The following is a 21,730-nucleotide window of genomic DNA, read 5'->3' on the forward strand; positions in this document are numbered from 1 at the left end:
CCTGGGACTGTAGTTGCCCCGCACCGGTGCGCGAAAGTTGACCTCCCGGCTTCGACAGCGGCCGTGAGCTGCGAATCTTGGACAGTTTCCGCTCCGGGGGAACGACAAGTGTCCAAGATCTCCCAGACGGCACCGTCGGGACGCACGGCGGGGGGCCGCGTGGCGGCGCGGGCCGTCGGGTGCGGGGTGGTCAGACGTAGAGCGCGGTGAACGGGGCCCAGGGCAGGTTTCTCGCCACCGAGAAGGCCAGCCAGACGGCGAGGAACCCGGCGATCACCGGCGAGCTGATCCGCAGCTCGGGCAGGCGCCAGCCGAAGGCCTGCTTCCCGGCCCACGCCACGAAGAGGTACGCCAGGAAGGGCAGTGCGAACACGAAGAGGAAGTGGTGCCGGGCGGCGGCGGGCAGATCGCCGTGCAGGACGTACCAGAGGGCGCGGGTGCCACCGCAGCCCGGGCAGTCCAGGCCGGTGGTCAGCTTGAGCAGGCAGCTCGGGGCGGCGTCCGGGTCGCTGCGGGTGGGGTCGCTGACCAGCGCGTACGCCATCCCGATGCCGACGCAGCCGAGCGCCGCCAGCGGCGCCGCCCAGCGCGGGGAGCGCGCGTGCACCCGGAGCACGAACCGGGTGAGCCGGTCCGGCTCGACCTGCTGGTAGGCGCCGGGCGGCCAGGCGCCTTCGGCGTGCCCGTGCAGGTTGCCGGCACCGTGCGCGGCACCCTCGCCATCAAGTGGCTCGCCGTAAGGCGCGGCGCCGAGGTGCGGGGCGGCCACCGCGCCGGGCGGTGCGGCCTGCGGCGCGCTGGTGTCGGGCACCTGCTGACCCGGCTGACCCGCCGAACCGTCCACGCTCGTCACGCGCTCACGGTACACCGGCCACGCCCTTCAACGCGGCGGCCAGCGGATCGGCGAGATCCCCGGCGACCGGCGGGGCCACCGCGTCCAGACCGAGCCAGCCGGCGAGCCGGTACAGCTCCGCCGCCAGCGCGACGGCGGTCTCCCCCGGGTCGGCGCCCGGCTCGATCCAGGCGGCCGGCACCAGCAGCACGCCCGCCCGCCGGTCGGCCTTGAGGTCGACCCGCGCGGTGAACCGCTCCCCCTGCAGGAACGGCAGCACGTAGTAGCCGTACACCCGCTGCGGCGCGGGCACGTAGATCTCGATCCGGTAGCTGAAGTCGAAGAGCCGCTCGGTGCGGGCCCGCTCCCAGACCAGCGGGTCGAAGGGGCTGACCAGGGTGTTGCCGCGCACCCACCGGGGCAGTCGGGCGGTCGCGTGCAGCCAGGCCGGCTGCCGCCAGCCCTGCACCGTCACCGGCCGCAGCTCACCGGCCTCGACCAGCTCGGCGATCGCCTGCCGGGCACCGCCCAGCGGGAGCCGGAAGTAGTCGCGCAGCTCCGGCTCGGCGGCCACCCCGAGCGACCGCGCGGCCACCGACACCAGCGTGCGGTACGCCTCGGCGTCGGTGGGGGTGGGCGCGGCCAGGGAATCCGCCGGCAGCACCCGCTCGGGCAGGTCGTAGCGGCGAGCGAAGGAGGTCGTCCGGTCGGCGGCGCTCACCTCCCCGGCCCAGAAGAGGAACTCCAGGGCCCGCTTCACCGCCGACCAGTTCCACCCCCAGTTGCCGGTCTCCCGGGGCGCGTCGTGCTCGATCTCGGCGGCGGTCAGCGGCCCCCGGGCGGCCACCTCGTCGCGGACCCAGGCGACGAGTTCGGGCTGCTCCTGGGCGATGCGCCGCATGCCGCCCCAGGCGTCGGAGTGGGCCTTGGCCATCCGCCAGCGCAGCGCCGCGTGCAGCCCCACCGGCACCAGCGACGCCTCGTGGCCCCAGTATTCGAAGAGCTCGCGGGGGCGGCGGTAGGCGGCGGTGTCGAGCAGCGTCGTCGGGTAGGGCCCGAGCCGGCTGTAGAGCGGCAGGTAGTGCGCCCGTTGCAGCACGTTGACCGAGTCCATCTGGATCAACCCGACCCGGTCCAGCACCCGGCGCAGGTGTCGCCGGGTGGGCACGCCGGTGGGCGCCGGGTCGGCGAAGCCCTGGGCGGCCAGCGCCACCCGCCGGGCCTGGGCGAGGGAGAGTGCTTCCGGTACGGCCATCGTCGGGCACCTTAAACCAGCGGTACGACGCGGAGCGGACGCTGGACCGGACGCCCGGCGAGGAATAGAACGGACACATGCTCACCATCCGCCGCGAAGAGCCCGAGGACGCCGAGGCGATCGCCCGGGTGCACATCCACGGCTGGCAGGCCGGCTACGCCGGGATCATGCCCGACGAGGTGCTGCGCCGGCTCAACCCGGTGGCCTGGGCGCAACGGCGTCGGGACCTCGGCACCGCCGACCCGGAGCACCCGTTCACCACGCTGCTCGCCGAGGTCGACGGGGTGCCCGCCGGGTTCGTCACCTTCGGGCCGTACCGCAACAACCAGGACCGGGGGGACCTGGATCCGGCCTACGGCGAGGTGCTGGGGACGTACGTGGAGCCGGCGCACTGGGGTGACGGCACCGCGCGGGCGCTGCTGGCCGCGGCCCGCGACGGTCTGGCGGGCCGGGGCTGGCGGGAGTACCGGCTCTGGGTGCTGGCCGAGAACACCCGGGCCCGCCGCTTCTACGAGCGGGCCGGGCTGTCAGCGGACGGCGAGCGGTCCACCTACCCGGTGCCGCTCGCCGGTGGGCGTCCCCCGGTCCGGCTCGACGAGCTGCGGTACGCCGGCCGGCTCGACGGCTGACCCGGTGGGCTCCGGACGCCCGGCGGCCGGGCCGGCGGTGGCCGGGACGGCCCAGCGCCGGATCGGCAGCAGCATCAGCAGCGCCAGGCTGATCCAGACGTAGGTGTTGCTGCCCAGGAAGCCGTCCAGGCCGGTGAAGTCCTTCTCCCAGGCCCAGACGATCCGGCTGATCAGCAGCCCGTACGCGATGACCGCGAAGGTCAGCAGGGCGCGCCGCCGCGGACCGTGCGCGGGCGCGGCCATCGCGTTGTCGACCAGCAGGATCAGCGCGGGGATCAGCCAGACCAGGTGATGCACCCAGGTGACCGGGCTGACCAGGCACATCAGCGCGCCGGTCAGCGCCAGCCCGGTGGCCTCGTCGCCGACGGCCACCGCCGCCCGGGACCGCCAGGCCCAGATCCCGAGGGTGGCCAGGACCAGCAGCAGCCAGGCCAGGGTGCTCGGGTGGTCGGGGTCCAGCCGGGCCACCACCCCGCGCAACGACTGGTTGGAGACGAACGCCAGCTCCCCCACCCGGCTGGTGTTCCACAGCGACGAGGTCCAGAACTCCCGCGAGGCGTCCGGGAAGAGCGCGGCGGCGAGCAGGGTCGCCACCGCCGCGGCGGCCATCGAGGTGAACGCGGCCCGCCAGCGCTGGGTGATCAGCAGGTAGACGATGAAGACGCCCGGGGTCAGCTTGATCGCGGTGGCCAGCCCGATCCCCACCCCGGCCCACCGGTTGCCGGCCGGCAGCAGCCGCAGCAGGTCCAGTCCGACCAGGAAGAGCAGCAGCATGTTGACCTGGCCGAAGTTGATCGTCTCGCGCATCGGCTCGTACGCGGCGGCCAGGCAGAGCGCGACGGCCAGGGTGAACCAGCGGGACCAGCCGGCCCGCCGGGAGACCGGGTCGAGCAGCCACCAGATGAGCACCGCGCTGACCACCACGCTGGCGGCCACGCTGACGGTGATCGCCGCCGGCCACGGCAGGTACGCCATCGGCAGCATCACGAGGGCGGCGAACGGTGGGTAGGTGAAGCCGTACTGGGTGCCGGGCTTGAGGTAGTCGTAGATCTCGCCGTGGTCGTGCACCCAGAAGGTCAGCGCGCCGTAGTAGACCTTGAGGTCGAAGAAGCCGTGCCGGACGGCCGCCACGGAGAGGAAGGCCGTCACCGCGACGGCGAGCGCGACCACCCCGGCGGCCTGTGCGGCCGTCCGCCTGGCACCCTGCGCCACCATCGTCACTCCCGCCCTGCGTAGGCTTCCGTCCCGTGACTCCTCCAGTGCCTGACGGCACCGGCTTCTCAGGCCGATTCGGCGGCCTGACGGGCAAGCCCTGCCCGCAAGATGTTAACGGCGGCGTTGACGTCGGCGTGTGCGACGTATCCGCAGGCTACGCACCGAAACCTGGCCTGGCTGGCACGGTTCTCGCCTCCGCAGTGCCCGCAGCGCGAGCATGTGCGGGACGTGTTACGGGGAGCCACCTCAACGACGGTTCGTCCGGCACTTTCAGCCTTGACGTGCAGCACGTTGAGGAACACCCCCCATCCAGCGTCAAGAATGCTCCGGTTCAATCCGGACTTCTGCGCGACATTGCGGCCAGGCGATTCAGCAGTTCCCGACGCCGAACGCGTCATGTTGAGAATCTGAAGACCTTCGTGGGCGATCAGGTCATGCTGTGTGATGAGCCGGCGCGCGGTCTTGTGAGCGTGGTCGAGACGCTGGCGACGCACCTTCCGGTGGAGGGCTCCGACTCGCTCTCGCGCCTTGCGCCGTCGGTTCGAGCCACGTCTACAGCGGCTCAAGGCTCGCTGAGCAATGGCGAGGTTCTCTGCCGACGCGTCGAGGTGGCGTGGGTTTGCTACCTGAATTCCTTCAGACGTGGTCAGAAAGGAGGCCACGCCCATGTCGATACCGACCTGCGACCCGGTAGCAGGCAGCGGCTCAGCAGGCACCTCGTCGCAGGACAGAACAAGAAACCAACGCTGTCCCTCCCGCCTGACTGCGATCGTCTTGACCTGACCCGCAACTCTACGATGAGTGTGGACTCGGACATGGCCGATGCCTTGGAGATAGACGCGCCTGGGCCCGGACCCGGAGGCGGAGTCCCAGCGACAACCGTCCCGATCCTTCGGCCACTCCACAGTGTCGAACCGTCCGGGGCCCTTGAAGCGCGGATAGCCGGGCTTCTCGGCGGCCCTGATTCTGCGGAAGAACGCCGCGAAAGCCTTGTCGAGGCGCCGCAATGTGGCCTGCTGAGAGGAGAAAGACCAACGCCCCTGCCCATCGGGGTCGGCGCGTCGGATGTCCTTGAGCTGCGAGGACTGCTCACTGTAACGCACAGTCTTCCCAGCTTTTCGGTATCCCTCCCCACGCTCCTCGAGGGCAGCGTTGTAGAGAAGACGATGGTCGTTGAGGCAGGACTTCAACGCGGAGGACTGGCGGCGCGTCGGGCGCAACAGGAACCTGTAGGCCCGTCTCACGATTCCGGCTCACGCAACAGCCGTTCGACTAGGCCATCCGCATACCGCAGCGACATCAGTACGCGCACTGAATCGCCGATGCTCGCTGAACGGAGCGCCGACCTGTCCCGGCAGGTCCCGCAGCACGCGACGTGCCAGTGGAGGTTAGGCCTCATGTTAAGAAACCCCTGCACCTCGCGAGCCATGCGCAAATCATACCGGGTCGACACATCTGCAGCGGAAGGGAGGGAGCGCGGATTCGTCCTGCGCCTCAGGGTGCAAACTTCGTCCGCGCGACAATAATGGCCATGGGATACGTCCGCCCGGCGCGTCCCGAGGACGCCGGCGAGATCGCACGAATCCAGCTCGCGACCTGGCGGGTCGCCTATCGCCGGATCCTGCCCCGGCACGTGCTCGACAACCTGGACGAGGCATGGCTCGCCCGGCGGTGGAGCGCGGCGGTGCAGGAGCCGCCCTCCGGCGCGCACCGCGTGCTGGTCGCCGTCGACCAGGCCGAGCAATCCTATCTGGTGGGGTTCGCCGCCTCCGGCCCGGCGGACGCCGAGGCGCTCGCCCCGGGTGAGCCGGCCGAGGCGCTGGCCGAGGGCGTGGCCGCGGTGACGGACCTGCTGGTCGAGCCCCGCTGGGGCCGGCGCGGGCACGGTAGCCGGCTGCTCGCGGCCACCGTGGACCTGTGGCGCACCGACGGCTTCGACCGGGCGGTGGCCTGGGCGTTCGACGGCGACGAGGCGACCCGGAAGTTCCTCACCTCCACCGGCTGGGAGCCGGACGGCGCAGCGCGGGCGCTGGACGTCGACGACATGCTCGTTCCCCAGGTCCGGCTGCACGTCGCGGTCCCGGCCGAGCCGGTCGCCACCGACTGAGCGGCGGCCGGCGCGCGCCGTCGGCCACCGGTGTCGGGGGCCTCGCCTACGGTGGCCGCATGACCGCACCGACGGCGAGACCCGACGCGGGCCCGAACCGGGCCGCCCCCGGCGCGCGCCCGGCGGCCGACCCCGCCGGCCTGGAGGGGTTCCGCGTCGAGCTGACCGGCTACGCCTACCGGATGCTCGGTTCGGTCTTCGACGCCGAGGACGCGGTGCAGGAGACGATGCTGCGGGCCTGGCGCGGCCTCGACCGCTTCGACGGACGGTCCAGCCTGCGCACCTGGCTCTACCGGATCGCCACCAACGTCTGCCTGGACCTGCTGCGGGGCCAGGGCCGGCGGGCCCTGCCGATGGATCTCGGGGTGCCGTCCGCCCCGGTGGCGACGGCGCTCGGCGCGCCCGGGTCGGGCCGGGAGTGGCTGGAGCCGGCGCCGGACGCCGTCGTCCTTCCCGAGGACCCGGCCGAGCTGGCGGTGACCCGCGAGTCGGTCCGGCTGGCCTTCGTCGCGGCGTTGCAGCACCTGCCGCCACGGCAGCGCGCGGTGCTGATCCTGCGGGACGTGCTGCGCTGGCGGGCCGGCGAGGTCGCCGAGCTGCTCGACACCACCGTCGCCGCGGTGACCAGCGCTTTGCAGCGGGCCAGGGCCACGCTGGCCGACCGGGAGGCGGCCGCGCCGGCCCCCGTGCTGGACCGGGAGCACCGGGAGCTGCTCGACCGCTACGTCCAGGTCTTCGAGCGGTACGACATCGACGCCCTGGTCGCACTGCTGCGCGAGGACGCGGTGCACGCCATGCCGCCGTATCCGGTGTGGCTGCGGGGGGCGGCCGACATCGGCCGGTGGCTGACCGGGCCGGGCGCCGGTTGCCAAGGTTCCCGGCTGCTGCCGGTGGCCGCCAACGGCGGGCCGGCCCTCGCGCAGTTCCGGCCCGACCCGGCCGGCGGCCACCGCGCGTTCTCGATCCAGCTGGTGGAGTCCTCCGGCGGTCGGATCACCCGGCTCACCCATTTCCTCCAGCCGCGGCTCTTCCCGCTGTTCGGCCTGCCCGACCGGCTGCCTTGAGCGGTACGGCGCCGGCGGGCCCGGGTCCGAACCGATGAGTTCCGGCCGGCGCCGGAGTCCATCCCAGGACAGCGCCCCGTCAGCGGAGGACCATGACCGGGACGGCAGCCACCCGGCGACGGTCATGCCGCCGGCCACGCAGGAACGGAGACCAGCATGTTCACGGACACCTTGGCGTTCAGTTCGTTCTCGGTGGACGACATCGGACGCGCCCAGCAGTTCTACGCCGACACCCTCGGCCTGCGGGTGTCGCGCGACGACAAGATGGGCGGCTTGCTGACCCTGCACATCGCCGGGGACCGGCCGGTGCTCGTGTATCCGAAGGCGGACCACGAGCCGGCCCGGCACACCGTGCTGAACTTCCCGGTGCCGGACGTCGACCGGGCCGTCGACGAGCTGACCGCGCGGGGCGTGCGGTTCGCCCGGTACGAGGGGATGGGCCAGGACGAGAAGGGCGTGATGCGCGGCAAAGGGCCAACGATCGCCTGGTTCACCGATCCGGCCGGCAACATCCTGTCGGTGCTCGCGCAGGACTGACCCGGTGTGGCGGCTCCCGGCGCCGGCCGGGAACCGCCACCGGCGGGGTCAGCCCTTCTCGGCCGAGCGGCCGGGCCGCCCTGCGTCCCCTGGCCGGCCCGGAGTTGGGCGCCGGCTCCGTGCAGGGCCTGCGCGACGGGGTCAGGAGGTGAGCTCGGCGACCAGTTCGTCGTCCTCCACCGCACCGGTCGGGGCGAAGCCGAGGGAGGTGTAGAGGCGGGCCGCCGGGGTGTTGTCGGGGTGGTACGAGAGGCGGACCACGCTGCCACCGTCCTGCGCGGCGAGCCAGTCGGCCAGGGTGCGGACGGTGGCCCGACCGACGCCCCGGTCCTGTTCGCCGGCGGCGATCACCATGCCGCCGATCCAGCGGGAGCCGTCGTCGTCCACCCCCCACATGGCGTGTCCGACCACCGTCTCGTCGGCGTAGACGGCCAGCGAGGTCCACCCGTCGGAGCGCATGGTCAGCACCAGGTAGCGGGCGGCCAGGGCGGGTACCCAGGCGCGCTGGTCGTCGCGGGGCGCCACGTCGGCGACATCCCGCCAGTTGTGGTCGTCGACCGGCCGCAGCGTGATGTGACGTCCGGCCCGGTCGCGCAGCCCTGAATCGATCATGACGGTCAGCCTAGGTCCCGGCCGGACCGGGTGACGAGCCGTTTCACCCGGTGCCGCACCGGCCGGTCGTGCTCATCCGGCCCGCGGCACGGGCCGGCCCGGGAGGACGCTCAGTCGAGCAGCGTGTCCAGGCCGATGGTCAGGCCCGGGCGGGTACGCACCGCGCGGACGGCCAGCAGCACGCCGGGCATGAACGAGGCCCGGTCGTACGAGTCGTGCCGGATGGTCAGCGTCTCGCCGGTGGTGCCGAAGAGCACCTCCTGGTGGGCGACCAGCCCGGTGGCCCGCACGGCGTGCACGCGTACCCCGTCGATGTCGGCGCCGCGCGCACCCGGCACCTCGTCGGAGGTGGCGTCCGGCGACGGGCCGAGACCGGCGTCGGCGCGCGCCTGGGCGATCCGGCGGGCGGTGTGGGTGGCGGTGCCGCTGGGGGCGTCGAGCTTGCGCGGGTGGTGCTGTTCGATGATCTCGACGGACTCGAAGTGCCGGGCGGCCCGCGCGGCGAACTGCATCATCAGCACCGCGCCGATGCCGAAGTTCGGGGCGATCACCACGCCGACGCCCGGCTTGCGCTCCAGCCAACCGCGCACCCGCTCGATCCGCTGCTCGGTGAAGCCGGTGGTGCCGACCACCGCGCTGATGCCCTGGTCGATGCACCAGTGCAGGTTGTCCATGACGACGTCCGGGGTGGTGAAGTCGACGACCACCTCGGCGCCCGCGTCGGAGGCGTTGAACAGCCAGTCGCCCTGGTCGACCATCGCCACCAGGTCCATGTCGGAGGCCGCGTCGACCGCCTTGCACACCTCGACGCCCATCCGGCCCCGGGCACCCAGCACGCCGACCCGGATCGGCTCGTCCAGGCTCTTCTCCTGCTCGTCAGTCACGGGGCACAACCTATCCCAATCGGGACGCGGTCACCCGCCGGGACCACCCACGTCCCACGGGACGACGGTGATCCACGCGCGGCGCACCGGCACGCACGCCGGCACCGCCGACCAGGCGGGTCAGGCGGAGAAGTCGTGCTCGCCGAACGGGCCGACCACGGCCAGGGACATCGACCGGCTCAGCAGCTCGGCGGCGAGCGCGTTCACGTCCGCCAGGGTGACCGCGTCGACCCTGGTGAGCAGCTCGTCCACCGGCATCAGATCGCCGTAGAGCAGCTCCCCCTTGGCCAGCCGGCTCATCCGCGAGCCGGTGTCCTCCAGGCCCAGCACGAACGATCCCTTGCTCATGCCCTTGCCCCGGGCCAGCTCGGCCTCGGTGATCCCCTCGGCGGCCACCCGGGCCAGCTCGGCGCGGGTCAGCGCCAGCACCTCGTCCACCTTGCCGGGCGCGCAGCCGGCGTAGACGGCGAAGAGGCCGCTGTCGGCGTACTGGCTGGCGTACGAGTAGACCGAGTAGGCCAGGCCCCGCTGCTCGCGGATCTCCTGGAACAGCCGGCTGGACATGCCGCCGCCGAGGACGTTGTTGAGCACGCCGAGGGCGAAGCGCCGCTCGTCGAGGCGGTCGATGCCGGGGCAGCCGAGGATGACGTGCGCCTGCTCGGACTCCTTCGGCTCCACCAGGGTGGCGGCCGGCCTGGTGCGTACCGCCGGGGTGGCCGGCCGGTGCGGAGCCGGCCCGGCCGGTTCGGTGTCCAGCGGGGTGCCGCGCAGCGCCTGGCGGACCAGCTTGACCACGGTGGCGTGGTCCAGGTTGCCGGCGGCGGCGATGACGATCTGCGGCGCGGTGTACCGGCGCCGGTAGAAGCTGTGGATCTGCCGCCGGGTCATCGGGGTGACCGTCTCCTCGGTGCCGGAGATGAGCCGGCCCAGGGGGTGGTCGCCGTAGACGGCGCGGGCGAAGAGGTCGTGCACCTCGTCGCCGGGCTCGTCGTCGTGCATGGCGATCTCTTCGAGGATGACGCCGCGCTCGGTCTCCACGTCGGCCGCCTCGATCACCGAGTCGGCCACGAGGTCGCACATGACGTCGATCGCCAGCGGCAGGTCCTCGTCCAGCACGCGGGCGTAGTAGCAGGTGTATTCCTTGGTGGTGAAGGCGTTGGTCTCGCCGCCCACCGCCTCGATCTCCGAGGAGATCTCCAGCGCGCCGCGCTTGTGGGTGCCCTTGAAGAGCAGGTGCTCCAGGAAGTGCGCCGCGCCGGCCTGCGGGCCGGTCTCGTCCCGCGAGCCGACCGCCACCCAGATGCCGAACGAGACGCTGCGCATCGCCGGGATCGCCTCGGTGAGCACGCGCAACCCGCTGGGCAGCACGGTACGGCGTACCGTGCCGCCCAGCGGGTCGTCACTCAGCGTGCGGGTGACCGCCCGGCCCGACCCGGCACGACCGGATTGCGTCCCGGTGGCGTGCCGGACGGCTCCGGACGGTCCCACCCCCCGTCGAGCCGCAGGAAAAGACGAACGCTGGGCCCGACTCACGGAAACCTGCTCTCAGTTGACGAGGGGTGGGTGGTGCTGTGGCGCGGTGGGTCAGCTGTGCCGGGTCCGGCGACGCGGGCGCTCGCCACCCTCGCCACCCTCGCCGCCCTCGCCGCCGCCCTGGGGCCGGTCGCCGCGCTCCGGGGCACGACCGCCCCGGTCGCCGCCCCGGTCGCCACGGTCGCGCGGGCCACGGTCACCGCCACGGTCGCCGCCCCGGCCGGCCGGACGCTCGCCACCGGCGGCCTCGCCGGCGGCCGGCGCCTCGGCGCCCTCCGGGCGGACCTTGTCCAGGTAGATCTTGCCGCGGGCGTCGATGTCCGCGATCTCGACCTCGACCTTGTCGCCGACGTTGAGGAAGTCCTCGACCTTCTCGACCCGCTTGCCGTCGCCCACCTTGGAGATGTGCAGCAGGCCGTCGCGGCCCGGCAGCAGCGAGACGAACGCGCCGAACGCGGCCGTCTTGACCACCGTGCCGAGGAACCGCTCCCCCACCTTCGGCAGGGTCGGGTTGGCGATGCCGTTGATCCGGTCCACCGCGGCCTGGGCCGACGGGCCGTTGGTCGCGCCGACGTAGATCGTGCCGTCGTCCTCGATGGAGATCTCGGCGCCGGTCTCGTCCTGGATGGCGTTGATGGTCTGGCCCTTCGGGCCGATCACCATGCCGATCTTGTCGACCGGGATCTTGACCGTGGTGACCCGCGGCGCGTAGTCCGACATCTCGGCCGGAGCCTCGATCGCCGCCTGCATCACGTCGAGGATCGTCTGCCGGGCCTCGTGCGCCTGCTGGAGCGCGGCGGCCAGCACGTCCGACGGGATGCCGTCGAGCTTGGTGTCGAGCTGCAGCGCGGTGACGAAGTCCCGGGTGCCGGCGACCTTGAAGTCCATGTCACCGAACGCGTCCTCGGCACCGAGGATGTCGGTCAGCGTCACGTACTGGGTCTTGCCCTCGACCTCGTCGGAGATGAGGCCCATGGCGATGCCGGCGACCGGCGCCTTCAGCGGCACACCGGCTGCCAGCAGGCCCAGCGTCGAGGCGCAGACCGAACCCATCGAGGTGGAGCCGTTGGAGCCGAGCGCCTCGGAGACCTGCCGGATGGCGTACGGGAACTCCTCGCGCGCCGGCAGCACCGGGATCAGCGCCCGCTCGGCGAGCGCGCCGTGGCCGATCTCGCGCCGCTTCGGCGAACCGACCCGGCCGGTCTCACCGGTCGAGTACGGCGGGAAGTTGTAGTTGTGCATGTAGCGCTTGGACTTCTCCGGGGAGAGAGTGTCCAGCGACTGCTCCATGCGCAGCATGTTCAGCGTGGTGACGCCCAGGATCTGGGTCTCGCCCCGCTCGAACAGCGCCGAGCCGTGCACCCGGGGCAGCACGCCGACCTCGGCGGTCAGCGGGCGGATGTCGCGCGGGCCGCGGCCGTCGATGCGGATCTGCTCGCGCAGCACCCGGTTGCGGACCTCGGACTTGGTCAGCGACCGGAAGGCGGCGCTGAGCTCCTTCTCCCGGCCCTCGAAGCGACCACCGAGCTCCTCGGCGACCCGGGCCTTGACCCGGTCCAGGGCCTCCTCGCGGGCGGCCTTGCCGGCGATGGTGAGCGCCTCGGCCACGTCGGCGCGGGCCACCTCGGCCACCGCCGCGTACACGTCGTCCTGGTAGTCCAGGAAGACCGGGAACTCGGCGACCGGCTTGGCGGCCACCTCGGCCAGCTCGCTCTGCGCGCGGCACAGCTCGCGGATGGCCGGCTTGGCGGCCTCCAGGCCGCTGGCCACGACCTCCTCGGTCGGGGCCGGGGCACCGCCGGCGACCAGCGCCACGGTGTGCTCGGTGGCCTCGGCCTCGACCATCATGATCGCGACGTCGCCGTCGGGCAGGGCGCGGCCGGCCACCACCATGTCGAAGGTGGCCCGGGCCAGCTCGTCGATGGTCGGGAAGGCGACCCACTGGCCGTCGACGTGCGCCATCCGGGTGGCCCCGATCGGGCCGGAGAAGGGCAGGCCGGAGAGCTTGGTCGACATCGAGGCGGCGTTGATCGCCACCACGTCGTACGGGTGCTGCGGGTCGAGCGCGAGGACGGTCTCGACGACCTGGACCTCGTTGCGCAGGCCCTTGACGAACGACGGGCGCAGCGGCCGGTCGATCAGCCGGCAGGTGAGGATCGCGTCCTCGCTGGGGCGTCCCTCACGGCGGAAGAACGAGCCGGGGATCCGGCCCGCGGCGTACATCCGCTCCTCGACGTCGACGGTCAGCGGGAAGAAGTCGAACTGCTCCTTCGGCTGCTTGCCGGCGGTGGTGGCGGAGAGGACCACGGTCTCGCCCAGCTGGGCGACGACCGAACCGGCGGCCTGACGGGCCAGCCGGCCGGTGGAGAAGGTGATCTCACGGGTGCCGAAGGACCCGTTGTCGATCACGGCGGTACGGGATTCGGTGCCGAGGTTGGTCTCGGTCATGGTGCTGTCGTGCTCCTTCGCGTCGGGGGCCCACGACACGGGAGCTGCTCAGACGGCCGGTCTTCGATCGAAGCGCCCGGGTGACCGGCGTGATGCCGGGGTGCCCGGAGGCCACTACCGGAGACCGGTACGCTGACCGGCTCCCTCTCGGGTGGTCGCGCGGCCCTGTTCTTCAGTGGTACCGGAACGGGGGAGCGGCCGCAGGCCACTCCCCCGTCACGTCACCGGCGCAGACCGAGTCGCTCGATGAGCGACCGGTAGCGGTTGATGTCCTTCTTCTGGACGTAGTTGAGCAGCCGACGGCGCCGGCCGACCAGCAGCAGCAGCCCACGGCGGCTGTGGTGGTCGTGCTTGTGCACCTTCAGGTGCTCGGTCAGCTCGGCGATCCGCTTGGTGAGGACCGCGACCTGCACCTCCGGCGAACCGGTGTCGCCCTCGGCGGTCGCGTACTCCGCGCGGATCGTGGCCTTGGCTTCCTGGTCGAGCGCCATGTTCTCCCTGTTTCGGTGGGTTGATCACTGGTGTCCGTCGAACCGGTCAGGAGACCGGAACGGACCGGTACCTCGCACCCGCGGCGTCGTGCAGGCACGCGAGGCCCCACGTCGGTCAGCCGACGTCCCCGCCAGACTACCAGTCCGACCCGGTCCCATCCGGTCAAGGTCGGCAAAGCCGCCCGCGGCGCGCTCAGCCGACCGCCCGGCGGGTCCGCTCGACGTCCTCGGCGATCTGCGCCACGAGGGGCTCGATGCCGTCGTACCGGCGCTGCTCCCGCAGGTGCGCGACGAAGTCCAGGGCCAGCCGCTCGCCGTACAGGTCGCCGGAGAAGTCCAGCGCGTACGCCTCCACCCGCCGCTCCCGGCCGGAGAAGGTCGGGTTGGTGCCGATCGACACCGCCGCCGCCAGGGGCTCCCGCTGCCCCCGGCGCACCAGCCGGGCGGCGTACACCCCGTCGGCGGGGACCGCGGCGTACCGGTGGCGGAGCAGGTTGGCGGTGGGGTAACCCAGCTCACGTCCGCGCTGGTCGCCGCGGACCACCACCCCCTCCAGCCGGTGCGGGCGGCCCAGCGCGGCGGCCGCGGCGGCCACGTCGCCCGCGTCGACGCAGGAGCGGATGTACGTCGAGGAGAAGACGGTGCCCGCCTCGGCCACCAGCGGCGCGCCCTCCACCCCGAAGCCGAAGGTGCGGCCGAGCCGGGTCAGCAGCGCCACGTCACCGGCCGCCCGGTGCCCGAACCGGAAGTTGTCCCCCACCACGACCAGCGCGGCGTGCAGGTGCTCGACCAGGACGTCGTGCACGAACGCCTCCGCCGGCAGCCGGGAGAACTCCGGGGTGAACGGCACCACGCAGAGCACGTCGACGCCGAGGGCCTCGATCAGTTCCGCCTTGCGGGCGGGCTCGGTGAGCACGGCGGGGTGCGAGCCCGGGCGGACCACCTCCGCCGGGTGCGGGTCGAAGGTGACCACCACCGACTTCAGGCCCAGCTCCCGGGCCCGGGCAACGGCGTGTCCGATGGTCGCCTGGTGCCCCTTGTGCACGCCGTCGAAGACGCCGATGGTGACGACCGAACGCCCCCAGCCACCGGGCGCCGCGTCGTACCCCCGCCACCGCTGCATGCCGCTCCTCCCCTGCTTCCCCGGCCTCGCCGGGTACCCGCGCCGGCCGCGCGACCGGCGCACCCGCCACCGCCGTCAGGCCGGGGCGAGCACGATCTCCGCGCGGGCCCGGCCGTCCCGCTCGCTGACGATAGCGATCAGGCCGCCGTCGGGACCGAAGACCGCGTACGGCCCGACGATGCCGGCCGCGTCGAGCGGCCCGCCGTGGGAGAGCACCTTCGCCTCGTCGGCGCTGGCCTCCCGACGGGGGAAGAACCGGTCGGCGGCCGCGTCGAGCGGCAGGTTGACCACCTCGGGGGCGCGCTGCTCCAACTCGTCGAGGGTGGCGGCCTCGGTCAGCCGGAAGCCACCCACCGCGGTACGCCGCAGCGCGGTCAGGTGCCCACCCACCCGCAGCGCCAGGCCCGCGTCCCGCGCGATGGCCCGGATGTACGTCCCGGACGAGCAGGTCACGTCGATGTCCACGTCCAGCACGTCGGGGGCGTCCCGGCGGACGGCCAGCACGTCGAGGCGGGAGATGGTGACCCGCCGGGCGGGCAGCTCGACGCTCTCGCCCTCGCGTACCCGCTTGTAGGCGCGCTGCCCATTGATCTTGATGGCGCTGACCGCGCTGGGCACCTGGTCGACCTCGCCGGCGAGCGCGGCGAACGCCGCCCGGACCGCCTCGTCGGTGAGCTGGCCGGCCGGGGTGGTGGCGATCACGTCGCCCTCGGCGTCGTCGGTGACGGTGGCCTGCCCGAGCCGCACGGTGCCGGTGTAGCTCTTGCCGGCGCCGATCACGTACGTCAGCAGCCGGGTCGCCCGGCCCACCCCGATCACCAGCACGCCGGTGGCCATCGGGTCGAGCGTGCCACCGTGCCCCACCCGCCGGGTCCGCGCCAGCCGGCGGATCCGCGCCACCACGTCGTGCGACGTCATGCCGCCCGGCTTGTCCACCACGATCAGCCCGTCACCGCTCACGACCGCCAAGCCTGCCAGACGGGGTCGCCGGCGCCGTCACCGCACGGCACAATGCCCCTCGCATCCCCACCACCGTCCCCGGAGTCCCGAGCCGCCGACGAGCCGGTCCGCCTGCCGTCCTGGATGGCCGAGACCGGGTCGGAGCAGGAGCTGACCGGCGCGGAACGCCGCCGGCTGACCTGGGCGCGGCACCGCGGCAAGCTCGGCGCGGGCTTCCTCGTGGGCGTCGCCGTGCTCCTGGTCGCGCTGACGATCGTGGTCGGCGTCGCCGTCGTCCGGCTGGTCGGCTGGGAGGCGCCGCCGGCGCCCACCGGCACCGTCGACGCTGGGCAGGACGGCAGCACCGACAGCTAGGCCACGTCCCGCCACGCGGCACCGCACCCGGGCCAGTCCGGTCAGCGGACCGCGCCGGTCACCGCCCACCCGCCCGTGCGCAGCCGCAGCAGCAGCGCGACCAGCCGGATCACGATGAACAGGGTCAGCCCGGCCCAGATCCCGCCGAGCCCCAGGTCGAGCCCGTGGGCGAGCCAGATCGCCGGCAGGAAGCCGCCGAGCGCCGCGACGATGGTCAGGTTGCGCAGGTAGCGCACGTCCCCGGCGCCGATGAGCACGCCGTCGAGGGCGAACACCACGCCGGCCAGCGGCTGCATTGCCACGAACCAGGGCCAGGCCACCATGGCCTGCTCGCGTACCTGCGGATCGGAGCTGAACCAGGACGGCACCACGCCGGCCCCGGCGGCGATCAGCACCGCGAAGCCGATGCCGGCGACGCCGCCGAGCAGCGCGAACCGGCGGGCGAGGGCCCGCGCCCCGGCGGCGTCGCCGGCCCCGAGCGCGGCGCCGATCAGCGCCTGGGCCGCGATGGCGAGGGCGTCGAGCACCAGCGCGGTGAAGAACCACAGTTGCAGGGCGATCTGGTGGGCGCCGACGGCGGCGGCGCCGAACCGTGCGGCGACCGCGGTGGCGGAGAGGAAGCTGGCCTGGAACGCGACGCCCCGGACCAGCAGGTCGCGGCTGAGCGCCAGCTGCTGCCGGATCAGCCGGGGCCGGGGACGCAGGGAGACCCGCTCGCGGACCAGCGCCGCGGCGAAGAGCGCGCCGGAGACGGTCTGGGCGACGGCGTTGGCCACCGCCGAGCCGGCCAGCCCGAGCCCGGCCGGGTACACCAGCAGCGGGCAGAGCAGCGCGGAGAGCAGATTGGGCGCGAGCACGAAGACCAGCGGGCGGCGGGTGTCCTGGATGCCGCGCAACCAGCCGTTGCCGGCGGCGGCGAGGAGCAGCCCAGGCGCGCCGAGCGCCGCGATCCGCAGCCACTGCGCGGCCGCGCCGGCCACGTCGTCACCACCCCCGGCGAGGGTACGCGCCAGCGCCCCGCCGCCGACCTGCATGACGAGCGCGACGAGCACGCCCACCCCGAGGGCGAGCCAGGACGCCTGCACGCCCTCGGCCACCGCCGCCGCCCGGTCGCCGGAACCGAACCGCCGGGCCGCCCGTCCGGTGATCCCGTACGCGAGCACGGTGCCCAGCCAGGCGGTGAGGGTCATCACGGTGCCGCCGACGGCCAGCGCGGCGAGCGGCACCCGGCCGAGGTGCCCCACCACGGCCGTGTCGACCAGCACGTAGAGCGGTTCGGCGGCGAGCACCACCAGCGCGGGCAGGGCGAGGGCGGCGATCCGGCGCGGCGGCGCGATCGCGGTGGCGGTGGCGGTCTGACTCATCGCCGCCGATCCTGGCACGGGAGAGGTAAGGATCGCAAGACCATTCATCGCTTACGCCTACGGCGGCTTCGGGTCGCTCGTCTCCGGGCTGGCGGCTCGCCCGGACACGGTGCGGCTCGACTGACCCGGCGGCTCAGCCGGTGGGCATCGCGGGGAGGACAGACCCGGCGGGCTGGACGCCACGGAGATCGAGTGGGCTCGCGACCAGCAGGCCGACCGCGCCGACCGGCGGCGGTCCCTCGGCTTCGGCCCCTGGACACGGCCGAGTGATCCACTCCAGATGCGGCGTGTCGCGGTGTCCCCGCTCCGGGAGACCGCGACACGCCGCATTCCGTGTCGATCACGCCCCGGAATCGAGCCGCCGGGTCCGCCGGGTCCGCCGGCCGTCGACCGACGGGGGTCCGTCGACCGACGGCGGTCGTCGATTTCAGCCCCGGACATGGCCGATTGATCCACTCCAGATGCGGCATGTCGCGGTGTCACCGCTCAAGAACACCGCGACACGCCGCATTCCGTGTGGATCAACGGACCGGAGCCGACGCACCGGCGGACGGGCGGAAGGGCACGGGGTGGCTCAGCGGGAGGGGAGGGTGTCGAGCCAGCGGCGGACCTGGCGGCGGCTGCGCAGCCGGACGACCGGCAGTTCCGGTGCGTGGGCGGCGACCGCGGCGAACACCCGGGGCCGGGAGCGGCCGGGATAGCGCCGGAAGCAGGTCGAGCCGCTCGGGGCAGCCGGCGGGCAGGTCGGGGCGGTCGGCGGCGCGGCGGTCCCAGCGGCGGCGGACGACCCGGGCGAGGCAGAGCGGCCAGGGCAGGTCGACCAGCACCAGCAGGTCGGCGCGGGGCAGAGGGAGATCGAGGGGTGGCACCGAGTTGCCGTCCATCACCCAGCGGTCACCGGCGGCGAGCGCGGCGACCTGGGCGCGGAAGGCCGCGTCGGCGGCGGGGATCCAGCCCGGTGACTCCGACAGGGTCGGGCGGGTCCGGCAGGACCGGGCGGGGCCGAGTGGGCGAGTTGGGTACGGCTGGCCAGGCACCGGGTGGGACTCGACAGGACGAGCCGGGCAGGCGGGCCAGGCGCCGGGCGGATCCGACAGGGGGCTGGCGGGGCGGTACCGGCAAGGGGGCCAGGTGGCGGCGCCGGGCCGGAGAACAGGGCCGAGGGGCGGCGACGTCGGCGACGCGGGACGTCGGCGGCGTCACCGCCGGTCGGGCTGCGTCACTGACGGGTGTCCATCGAGGTCTGCAGGGCGCGCCGCATCTGCTCGCGCGCCTCGTCGGTGGTCTCGGGCTTGGGCTTGGTCGGCATGGGAGTTCCCTTCCAGGGTGCGGACCACCGGGGACGGCGGCCCTACGGGCGGTTCTGCTGAGCGCCCGGCGGCGGTCCGGGATCACCGGAGCGGCTCGCCTGGCAGCGTGAGCCCGGGTCGGTCTGACCCTGGAGGGAGGCGGCACCGGGTGTGGCACCACCGCCCACGACCTGCGTCGCGGCGCGGCGCCCGGTCGTTTCCCAAGTTAACGTTCAGTTCCACATGCTGCCCACAGTTCCCGCCATTCGGACGAGATCGCAGCCGGGGCGCTCACCGGGCCAGGAAGTGCCAACCCAGCCACCACCAGAAGCCGAACACGCCGATCCGGCCCACCGGAACCGGCCCGACCTCGTACCGCATCACGTACGCGCAGACGTCGCCGAGCGACGGCACCCGGGAGCCCGGGCGGCGGGAGGCCCACTCGACGGCGGCGAAGAGCAGCAGGGCGGTCAGGAAGCCGGTGACGGCCAGGGTGCGCATCATCGCCGGACCAGCCCCCAGAACGCGGCCAGCCAGCCGAACCACGCGGCGGAGCGGACCAGTTCGTCGGTGAGCAGCGGGTCCGCGAGCCGGGAGAAGGTGGGGAACTCGTTGCCGACCGACAGCACGAAGGTGGCGGCCTCGAGGACGCCGAAGACGGCTGCCGGCAGCACCCACCAGAGCGCGCCCCGCCCGAGCCGGTGCGGCGCCGGCCGGCGGGGCACCCGGTTACCCAGGCCGAGCCAGATCAGCGCGCCGCCGGTGCCCAGGGTCCACAGGTTGGCCTGTGTCGAGAAGGACGGCAGCTGCCCACCGACCAGGGAGAGGCAGGCCAGCACCGGCACCGTGACCACCGGACGGTCCCAGGCGCGCGGCAGGTCGACGGTGAGCTCGGGGGGCTGCTCCATCCTCCGATTCTCCCCGCGCTCACACAGCGCGGGAAGACCAACACACTTCGGGGCGCGCGGAGATCAGCGGGCGATCAGCGCGCCGTCCAGCTCGGCCCGGATGGAGCGCACCACGTCCTCGGCGCTGCCCGCCCCGGTGAACCCGGCGGCGAACCGGTGGCCGCCGCCGCCCAGCGCCACCGCCACGGCGCTCACGTCCACCGCGCCCTTGCTGCGCATCGACACGGCCCACTCGGCCGGGCCGACCTGCTTGAGCACGCAGGCCACGTCGGCCTCGGCGGTGCACCGCACGGAGTCGATCAGCGCCTCCAGCACGTACGGGCGCTGGTCGTGCCGGGCCAGGTCGTCCTGGGTCGCGTACGTCCAGACCAGTCCGTGGCCGGCGGCGGCCGACGGCTCCAGGCGGGCCCGGCCCAGCACCTCGCCGAAGAGCCGGACAGCGCCGAACGGCCGGGTGTCGAAGACCTGGCGGGAGATGTCCCCCGGGCGGATGCCGGTGGCCAGCAGCCGGGCCGCGAACTGGTGCACGGCGGGGGTGGTGGCCTCGAACCGGAACGACCCGGTGTCGGTGGTCAACGCGACGTAGAGACACTGGGCGATCTCCGCGTCCAGCGGCACGTCGAGCCGGGTGAGCAGCTCGTCGACGACGACCGAGGTGGCCGCGGCCGCCGGATCGACCAGGTGCACCCGGCCGAACCGGGTGTTGGAGGCGTGGTGGTCGAGGACCAGCGCGTCGCCGGCGGTGTCGAGGCGGTCGACCAGCTCACCCAGCCGGGACTCGCTCGCCGCGTCGAAGCAGACCACCAGGTCCGGATCCGGGTACGCCCCGGTCGACGGCACCAGCAGGTCGAGCCCCGGCAGCCAGCGGAACGGTTCGGGCACCTCGGGCGGCCCGGGGAAGGTCGCCTGGAGGTGCCGTACGCCGAGCCGGCGCAGCCCGAGCCCGAAGCCGAGCATGCTGCCCAGCGCGTCGCCGTCCGGGTTGACGTGACAGATCAGCAGCACCCGGGCGTCGGCCGGCAGTCGGCGTACCGCCGCGACGGCGGCGGCCCAGTCGGACTCGTCCGGGCCGGTGCGGGCCGGCCCGGTGAGCAGATCGCCGGCCGCGCCCGGGGTGCCGCTCACCGCCGATCCGTGGCCGACGGGGTGCCCTCGTCGTCGTTCCGGCCGCCCTCGGCGTCCTCGTCCTCGTCGAGCCGGTACGGCTGGGCCTCGCCCGCGTACTTGGCCTGGGCCGCCAGCCGCTGCACCTCGGCGTCGGACTGGCGGGCGGCGGCGAGCAGGTCGTCGATGTGCTTGACCTGGTCCTGCACGTCGTCGAGGACGAAGGTCAGGGTCGGCGAGTGGCGCAGCCCGAGCGCCTTGCCGACGGTGCTGCGCAGCATGCCCTTGGCGCTCTCCAGGGCGGCGGCGGTGCTGGCCTGGGCGGCCGCGTCACCGAGCACGGTGTAGAAGACGGTGGCGTCGCGCAGGTCGGCGGTGATCCGGGCGTCGGTGATGGTGATCATCCCGAGCCGGGGGTCCTTGATCTGGCTCCGCACCACCGACGCGACCAGTTCGCGAATGCGCTCCGCGTGCCGGCGTACCTTGGCCGGATCCGTCATGTCCCCCACCTCCAGGGCGTTCTGCTCCCGGCCGGCACGACGGCGCAGGGCACCGCCGGGACCGACCGCCCAACATGTCGAACACTACCCGCGCGGCCGGGCCGGTCGCGCGGCACCGCCGGTGGCGACGGCCACCCCGGCGTCAGTCGTCCTCGCCGTGCAACCGGCGGCGCACCGACAGCAGTTCGGCCTCGGGGCGCCCGGCCACCAGGCGCTCACAGGAGTCGAGCACCTCGCGCACGTGGGCCGCCTCGGCGGCCACCACGGCCACGCCGATCTCGGCCCGGCCGTGCAGGTCCAACGCGCCCACCTCGGCGGCCGACACCTCGAATCGGCGCAGCGCCGCCACGATGGGGCGTACATATGATCTCTTGGCCTTGAGCGACCGTGAGTCGCCCGGCAGCAGCAGGTCGAAGACCGCGGTTCCCGTGTACATCGCTCCGGACGATACGGACATCCCCGGACATGATCAAGGGGTTTACGCCGGACGGCGTAAACCCCTTGATCACTGTGTCAGCACC

The 21,730-nt window shown here is 73.5% G+C and carries 22 protein-coding genes; 5 read left to right on the top strand and 17 right to left on the bottom strand.

Annotation, left to right across the window (positions count from 1 at the left end; translation table 11 throughout):
• Positions 1–190 precede the first annotated feature (190 nt).
• Both ACTMS9_RS18550 and ACTMS9_RS18555 read right to left on the bottom strand, forming a co-directional pair.
• The gene (locus ACTMS9_RS18550) at positions 191–868 is read right to left on the bottom strand and encodes a DUF2752 domain-containing protein (RefSeq protein ID WP_441144364.1); all 678 of its coding nucleotides are present in this window, start codon (positions 866–868) and stop codon (positions 191–193) included.
• Positions 858–2,087 carry a winged helix-turn-helix domain-containing protein gene (locus ACTMS9_RS18555; RefSeq protein ID WP_441165569.1) on the bottom strand — a complete coding sequence of 410 codons (1,230 nt, stop codon included), beginning with the start codon at positions 2,085–2,087 and terminating at the stop codon, positions 858–860. The genes ACTMS9_RS18550 and ACTMS9_RS18555 overlap by 11 nt, the downstream gene beginning before the upstream one ends.
• A gap of 77 nt (positions 2,088–2,164) precedes the next feature.
• Between ACTMS9_RS18555 and ACTMS9_RS18560 the strand changes: the two genes are divergently transcribed.
• Positions 2,165–2,716 carry an N-acetyltransferase family protein gene (locus ACTMS9_RS18560; protein ID WP_441165570.1) on the top strand — a complete coding sequence of 184 codons (552 nt, stop codon included), beginning with the start codon at positions 2,165–2,167 and terminating at the stop codon, positions 2,714–2,716.
• On the opposite strand, the gene ACTMS9_RS18565 is transcribed toward ACTMS9_RS18560, so the two are convergent.
• Positions 2,615–3,928 (bottom strand): glycosyltransferase 87 family protein, encoded by a 1,314-nt coding sequence (locus tag ACTMS9_RS18565; protein WP_441165665.1) that lies wholly within the window; start codon positions 3,926–3,928, stop codon positions 2,615–2,617. The genes ACTMS9_RS18560 and ACTMS9_RS18565 overlap by 102 nt on opposite strands.
• Positions 3,929–3,996: 68 nt before the next feature.
• Positions 3,997–5,175 (bottom strand): RNA-guided endonuclease InsQ/TnpB family protein, encoded by a 1,179-nt coding sequence (locus tag ACTMS9_RS18570; RefSeq protein WP_441165571.1) that lies wholly within the window; start codon positions 5,173–5,175, stop codon positions 3,997–3,999.
• 281 nt (positions 5,176–5,456) lie between these two features.
• Between ACTMS9_RS18570 and ACTMS9_RS18575 the strand changes: the two genes are divergently transcribed.
• The 3 genes from ACTMS9_RS18575 to ACTMS9_RS18585 all read left to right on the top strand — a co-directional run bounded on the left by ACTMS9_RS18575 (position 5,457) and on the right by ACTMS9_RS18585 (position 7,639).
• The gene (locus ACTMS9_RS18575) at positions 5,457–6,038 is read left to right on the top strand and encodes an N-acetyltransferase family protein (protein WP_441165572.1); all 582 of its coding nucleotides are present in this window, start codon (positions 5,457–5,459) and stop codon (positions 6,036–6,038) included.
• 59 nt (positions 6,039–6,097) lie between these two features.
• On the top strand, positions 6,098–7,102 hold the full coding sequence (locus ACTMS9_RS18580) for a sigma-70 family RNA polymerase sigma factor (protein WP_441165573.1): 1,005 nt from the start codon (positions 6,098–6,100) through the stop codon (positions 7,100–7,102).
• A 156-nt stretch (positions 7,103–7,258) separates the two neighbouring features.
• Entirely contained in the window at positions 7,259–7,639 is a 381-nt protein-coding gene (locus ACTMS9_RS18585) for a VOC family protein (RefSeq protein WP_334450642.1), read from the top strand.
• 141 nt (positions 7,640–7,780) lie between these two features.
• Here the strand turns inward: ACTMS9_RS18585 and ACTMS9_RS18590 are convergent, their stop codons facing one another.
• The 7 genes from ACTMS9_RS18590 to truB form a co-directional block, all read right to left on the bottom strand.
• On the bottom strand, positions 7,781–8,251 hold the full coding sequence (locus tag ACTMS9_RS18590; RefSeq protein ID WP_441144376.1) for a GNAT family N-acetyltransferase: 471 nt from the start codon (positions 8,249–8,251) through the stop codon (positions 7,781–7,783).
• 110 nt (positions 8,252–8,361) lie between these two features.
• Positions 8,362–9,135: a 4-hydroxy-tetrahydrodipicolinate reductase gene (gene dapB, locus ACTMS9_RS18595; protein WP_441144378.1), complete on the bottom strand. Its 774-nt coding sequence runs from the start codon at positions 9,133–9,135 to the stop codon at positions 8,362–8,364.
• 120 nt (positions 9,136–9,255) lie between these two features.
• On the bottom strand, positions 9,256–10,623 hold the full coding sequence (locus ACTMS9_RS18600; protein ID WP_441144380.1) for a M16 family metallopeptidase: 1,368 nt from the start codon (positions 10,621–10,623) through the stop codon (positions 9,256–9,258).
• Between the two features lie 96 nt (positions 10,624–10,719).
• The gene (locus ACTMS9_RS18605; protein WP_441165666.1) at positions 10,720–13,116 is read right to left on the bottom strand and encodes a polyribonucleotide nucleotidyltransferase; all 2,397 of its coding nucleotides are present in this window, start codon (positions 13,114–13,116) and stop codon (positions 10,720–10,722) included.
• A gap of 221 nt (positions 13,117–13,337) precedes the next feature.
• On the bottom strand, positions 13,338–13,607 hold the full coding sequence (gene rpsO / locus ACTMS9_RS18610; RefSeq protein ID WP_088963411.1) for a 30S ribosomal protein S15: 270 nt from the start codon (positions 13,605–13,607) through the stop codon (positions 13,338–13,340).
• Positions 13,608–13,800: 193 nt separating this feature from the next.
• Complete coding sequence (locus ACTMS9_RS18615) at positions 13,801–14,730, bottom strand: bifunctional riboflavin kinase/FAD synthetase (RefSeq protein WP_280836484.1); 930 nt, start codon at positions 14,728–14,730, stop codon at positions 13,801–13,803.
• A gap of 75 nt (positions 14,731–14,805) precedes the next feature.
• Positions 14,806–15,690, bottom strand: coding sequence for a tRNA pseudouridine(55) synthase TruB (truB, locus tag ACTMS9_RS18620; RefSeq protein WP_441165574.1), 885 nt, complete (start codon positions 15,688–15,690; stop codon positions 14,806–14,808).
• A 51-nt stretch (positions 15,691–15,741) separates the two neighbouring features.
• Between truB and ACTMS9_RS18625 the strand changes: the two genes are divergently transcribed.
• A complete protein-coding gene (locus ACTMS9_RS18625) occupies positions 15,742–16,044 on the top strand; it encodes a hypothetical protein (protein WP_441165575.1) in 303 nt (100 codons plus the stop codon).
• Between the two features lie 41 nt (positions 16,045–16,085).
• Here the strand turns inward: ACTMS9_RS18625 and ACTMS9_RS18630 are convergent, their stop codons facing one another.
• The 6 genes from ACTMS9_RS18630 to ACTMS9_RS18655 form a co-directional block, all read right to left on the bottom strand.
• Positions 16,086–17,408 carry an MATE family efflux transporter gene (locus ACTMS9_RS18630; protein WP_441144388.1) on the bottom strand — a complete coding sequence of 441 codons (1,323 nt, stop codon included), beginning with the start codon at positions 17,406–17,408 and terminating at the stop codon, positions 16,086–16,088.
• Positions 17,409–18,988: 1,580 nt separating this feature from the next.
• Entirely contained in the window at positions 18,989–19,198 is a 210-nt protein-coding gene (locus ACTMS9_RS18635; RefSeq protein WP_179806287.1) for a DUF6186 family protein, read from the bottom strand.
• A complete protein-coding gene (locus tag ACTMS9_RS18640; RefSeq protein WP_088963416.1) occupies positions 19,198–19,605 on the bottom strand; it encodes a hypothetical protein in 408 nt (135 codons plus the stop codon). The genes ACTMS9_RS18635 and ACTMS9_RS18640 overlap by 1 nt, the downstream gene beginning before the upstream one ends.
• Positions 19,606–19,668: 63 nt before the next feature.
• Positions 19,669–20,700, bottom strand: a complete 1,032-nt coding sequence (locus tag ACTMS9_RS18645) for a DHH family phosphoesterase (protein ID WP_154943140.1) — start codon at positions 20,698–20,700, stop codon at positions 19,669–19,671.
• 26 nt (positions 20,701–20,726) lie between these two features.
• On the bottom strand, positions 20,727–21,209 hold the full coding sequence (gene rbfA, locus ACTMS9_RS18650; protein ID WP_441165576.1) for a 30S ribosome-binding factor RbfA: 483 nt from the start codon (positions 21,207–21,209) through the stop codon (positions 20,727–20,729).
• 142 nt (positions 21,210–21,351) lie between these two features.
• Positions 21,352–21,645: a DUF503 domain-containing protein gene (locus ACTMS9_RS18655; protein ID WP_088963418.1), complete on the bottom strand. Its 294-nt coding sequence runs from the start codon at positions 21,643–21,645 to the stop codon at positions 21,352–21,354.
• Positions 21,646–21,730: the final 85 nt, after the last annotated feature.

The sequence above is a fragment of the Micromonospora sp. L31 genome (genome assembly GCF_052068075.1).
Classification (GTDB): domain Bacteria; phylum Actinomycetota; class Actinomycetes; order Mycobacteriales; family Micromonosporaceae; genus Micromonospora; species Micromonospora purpureochromogenes.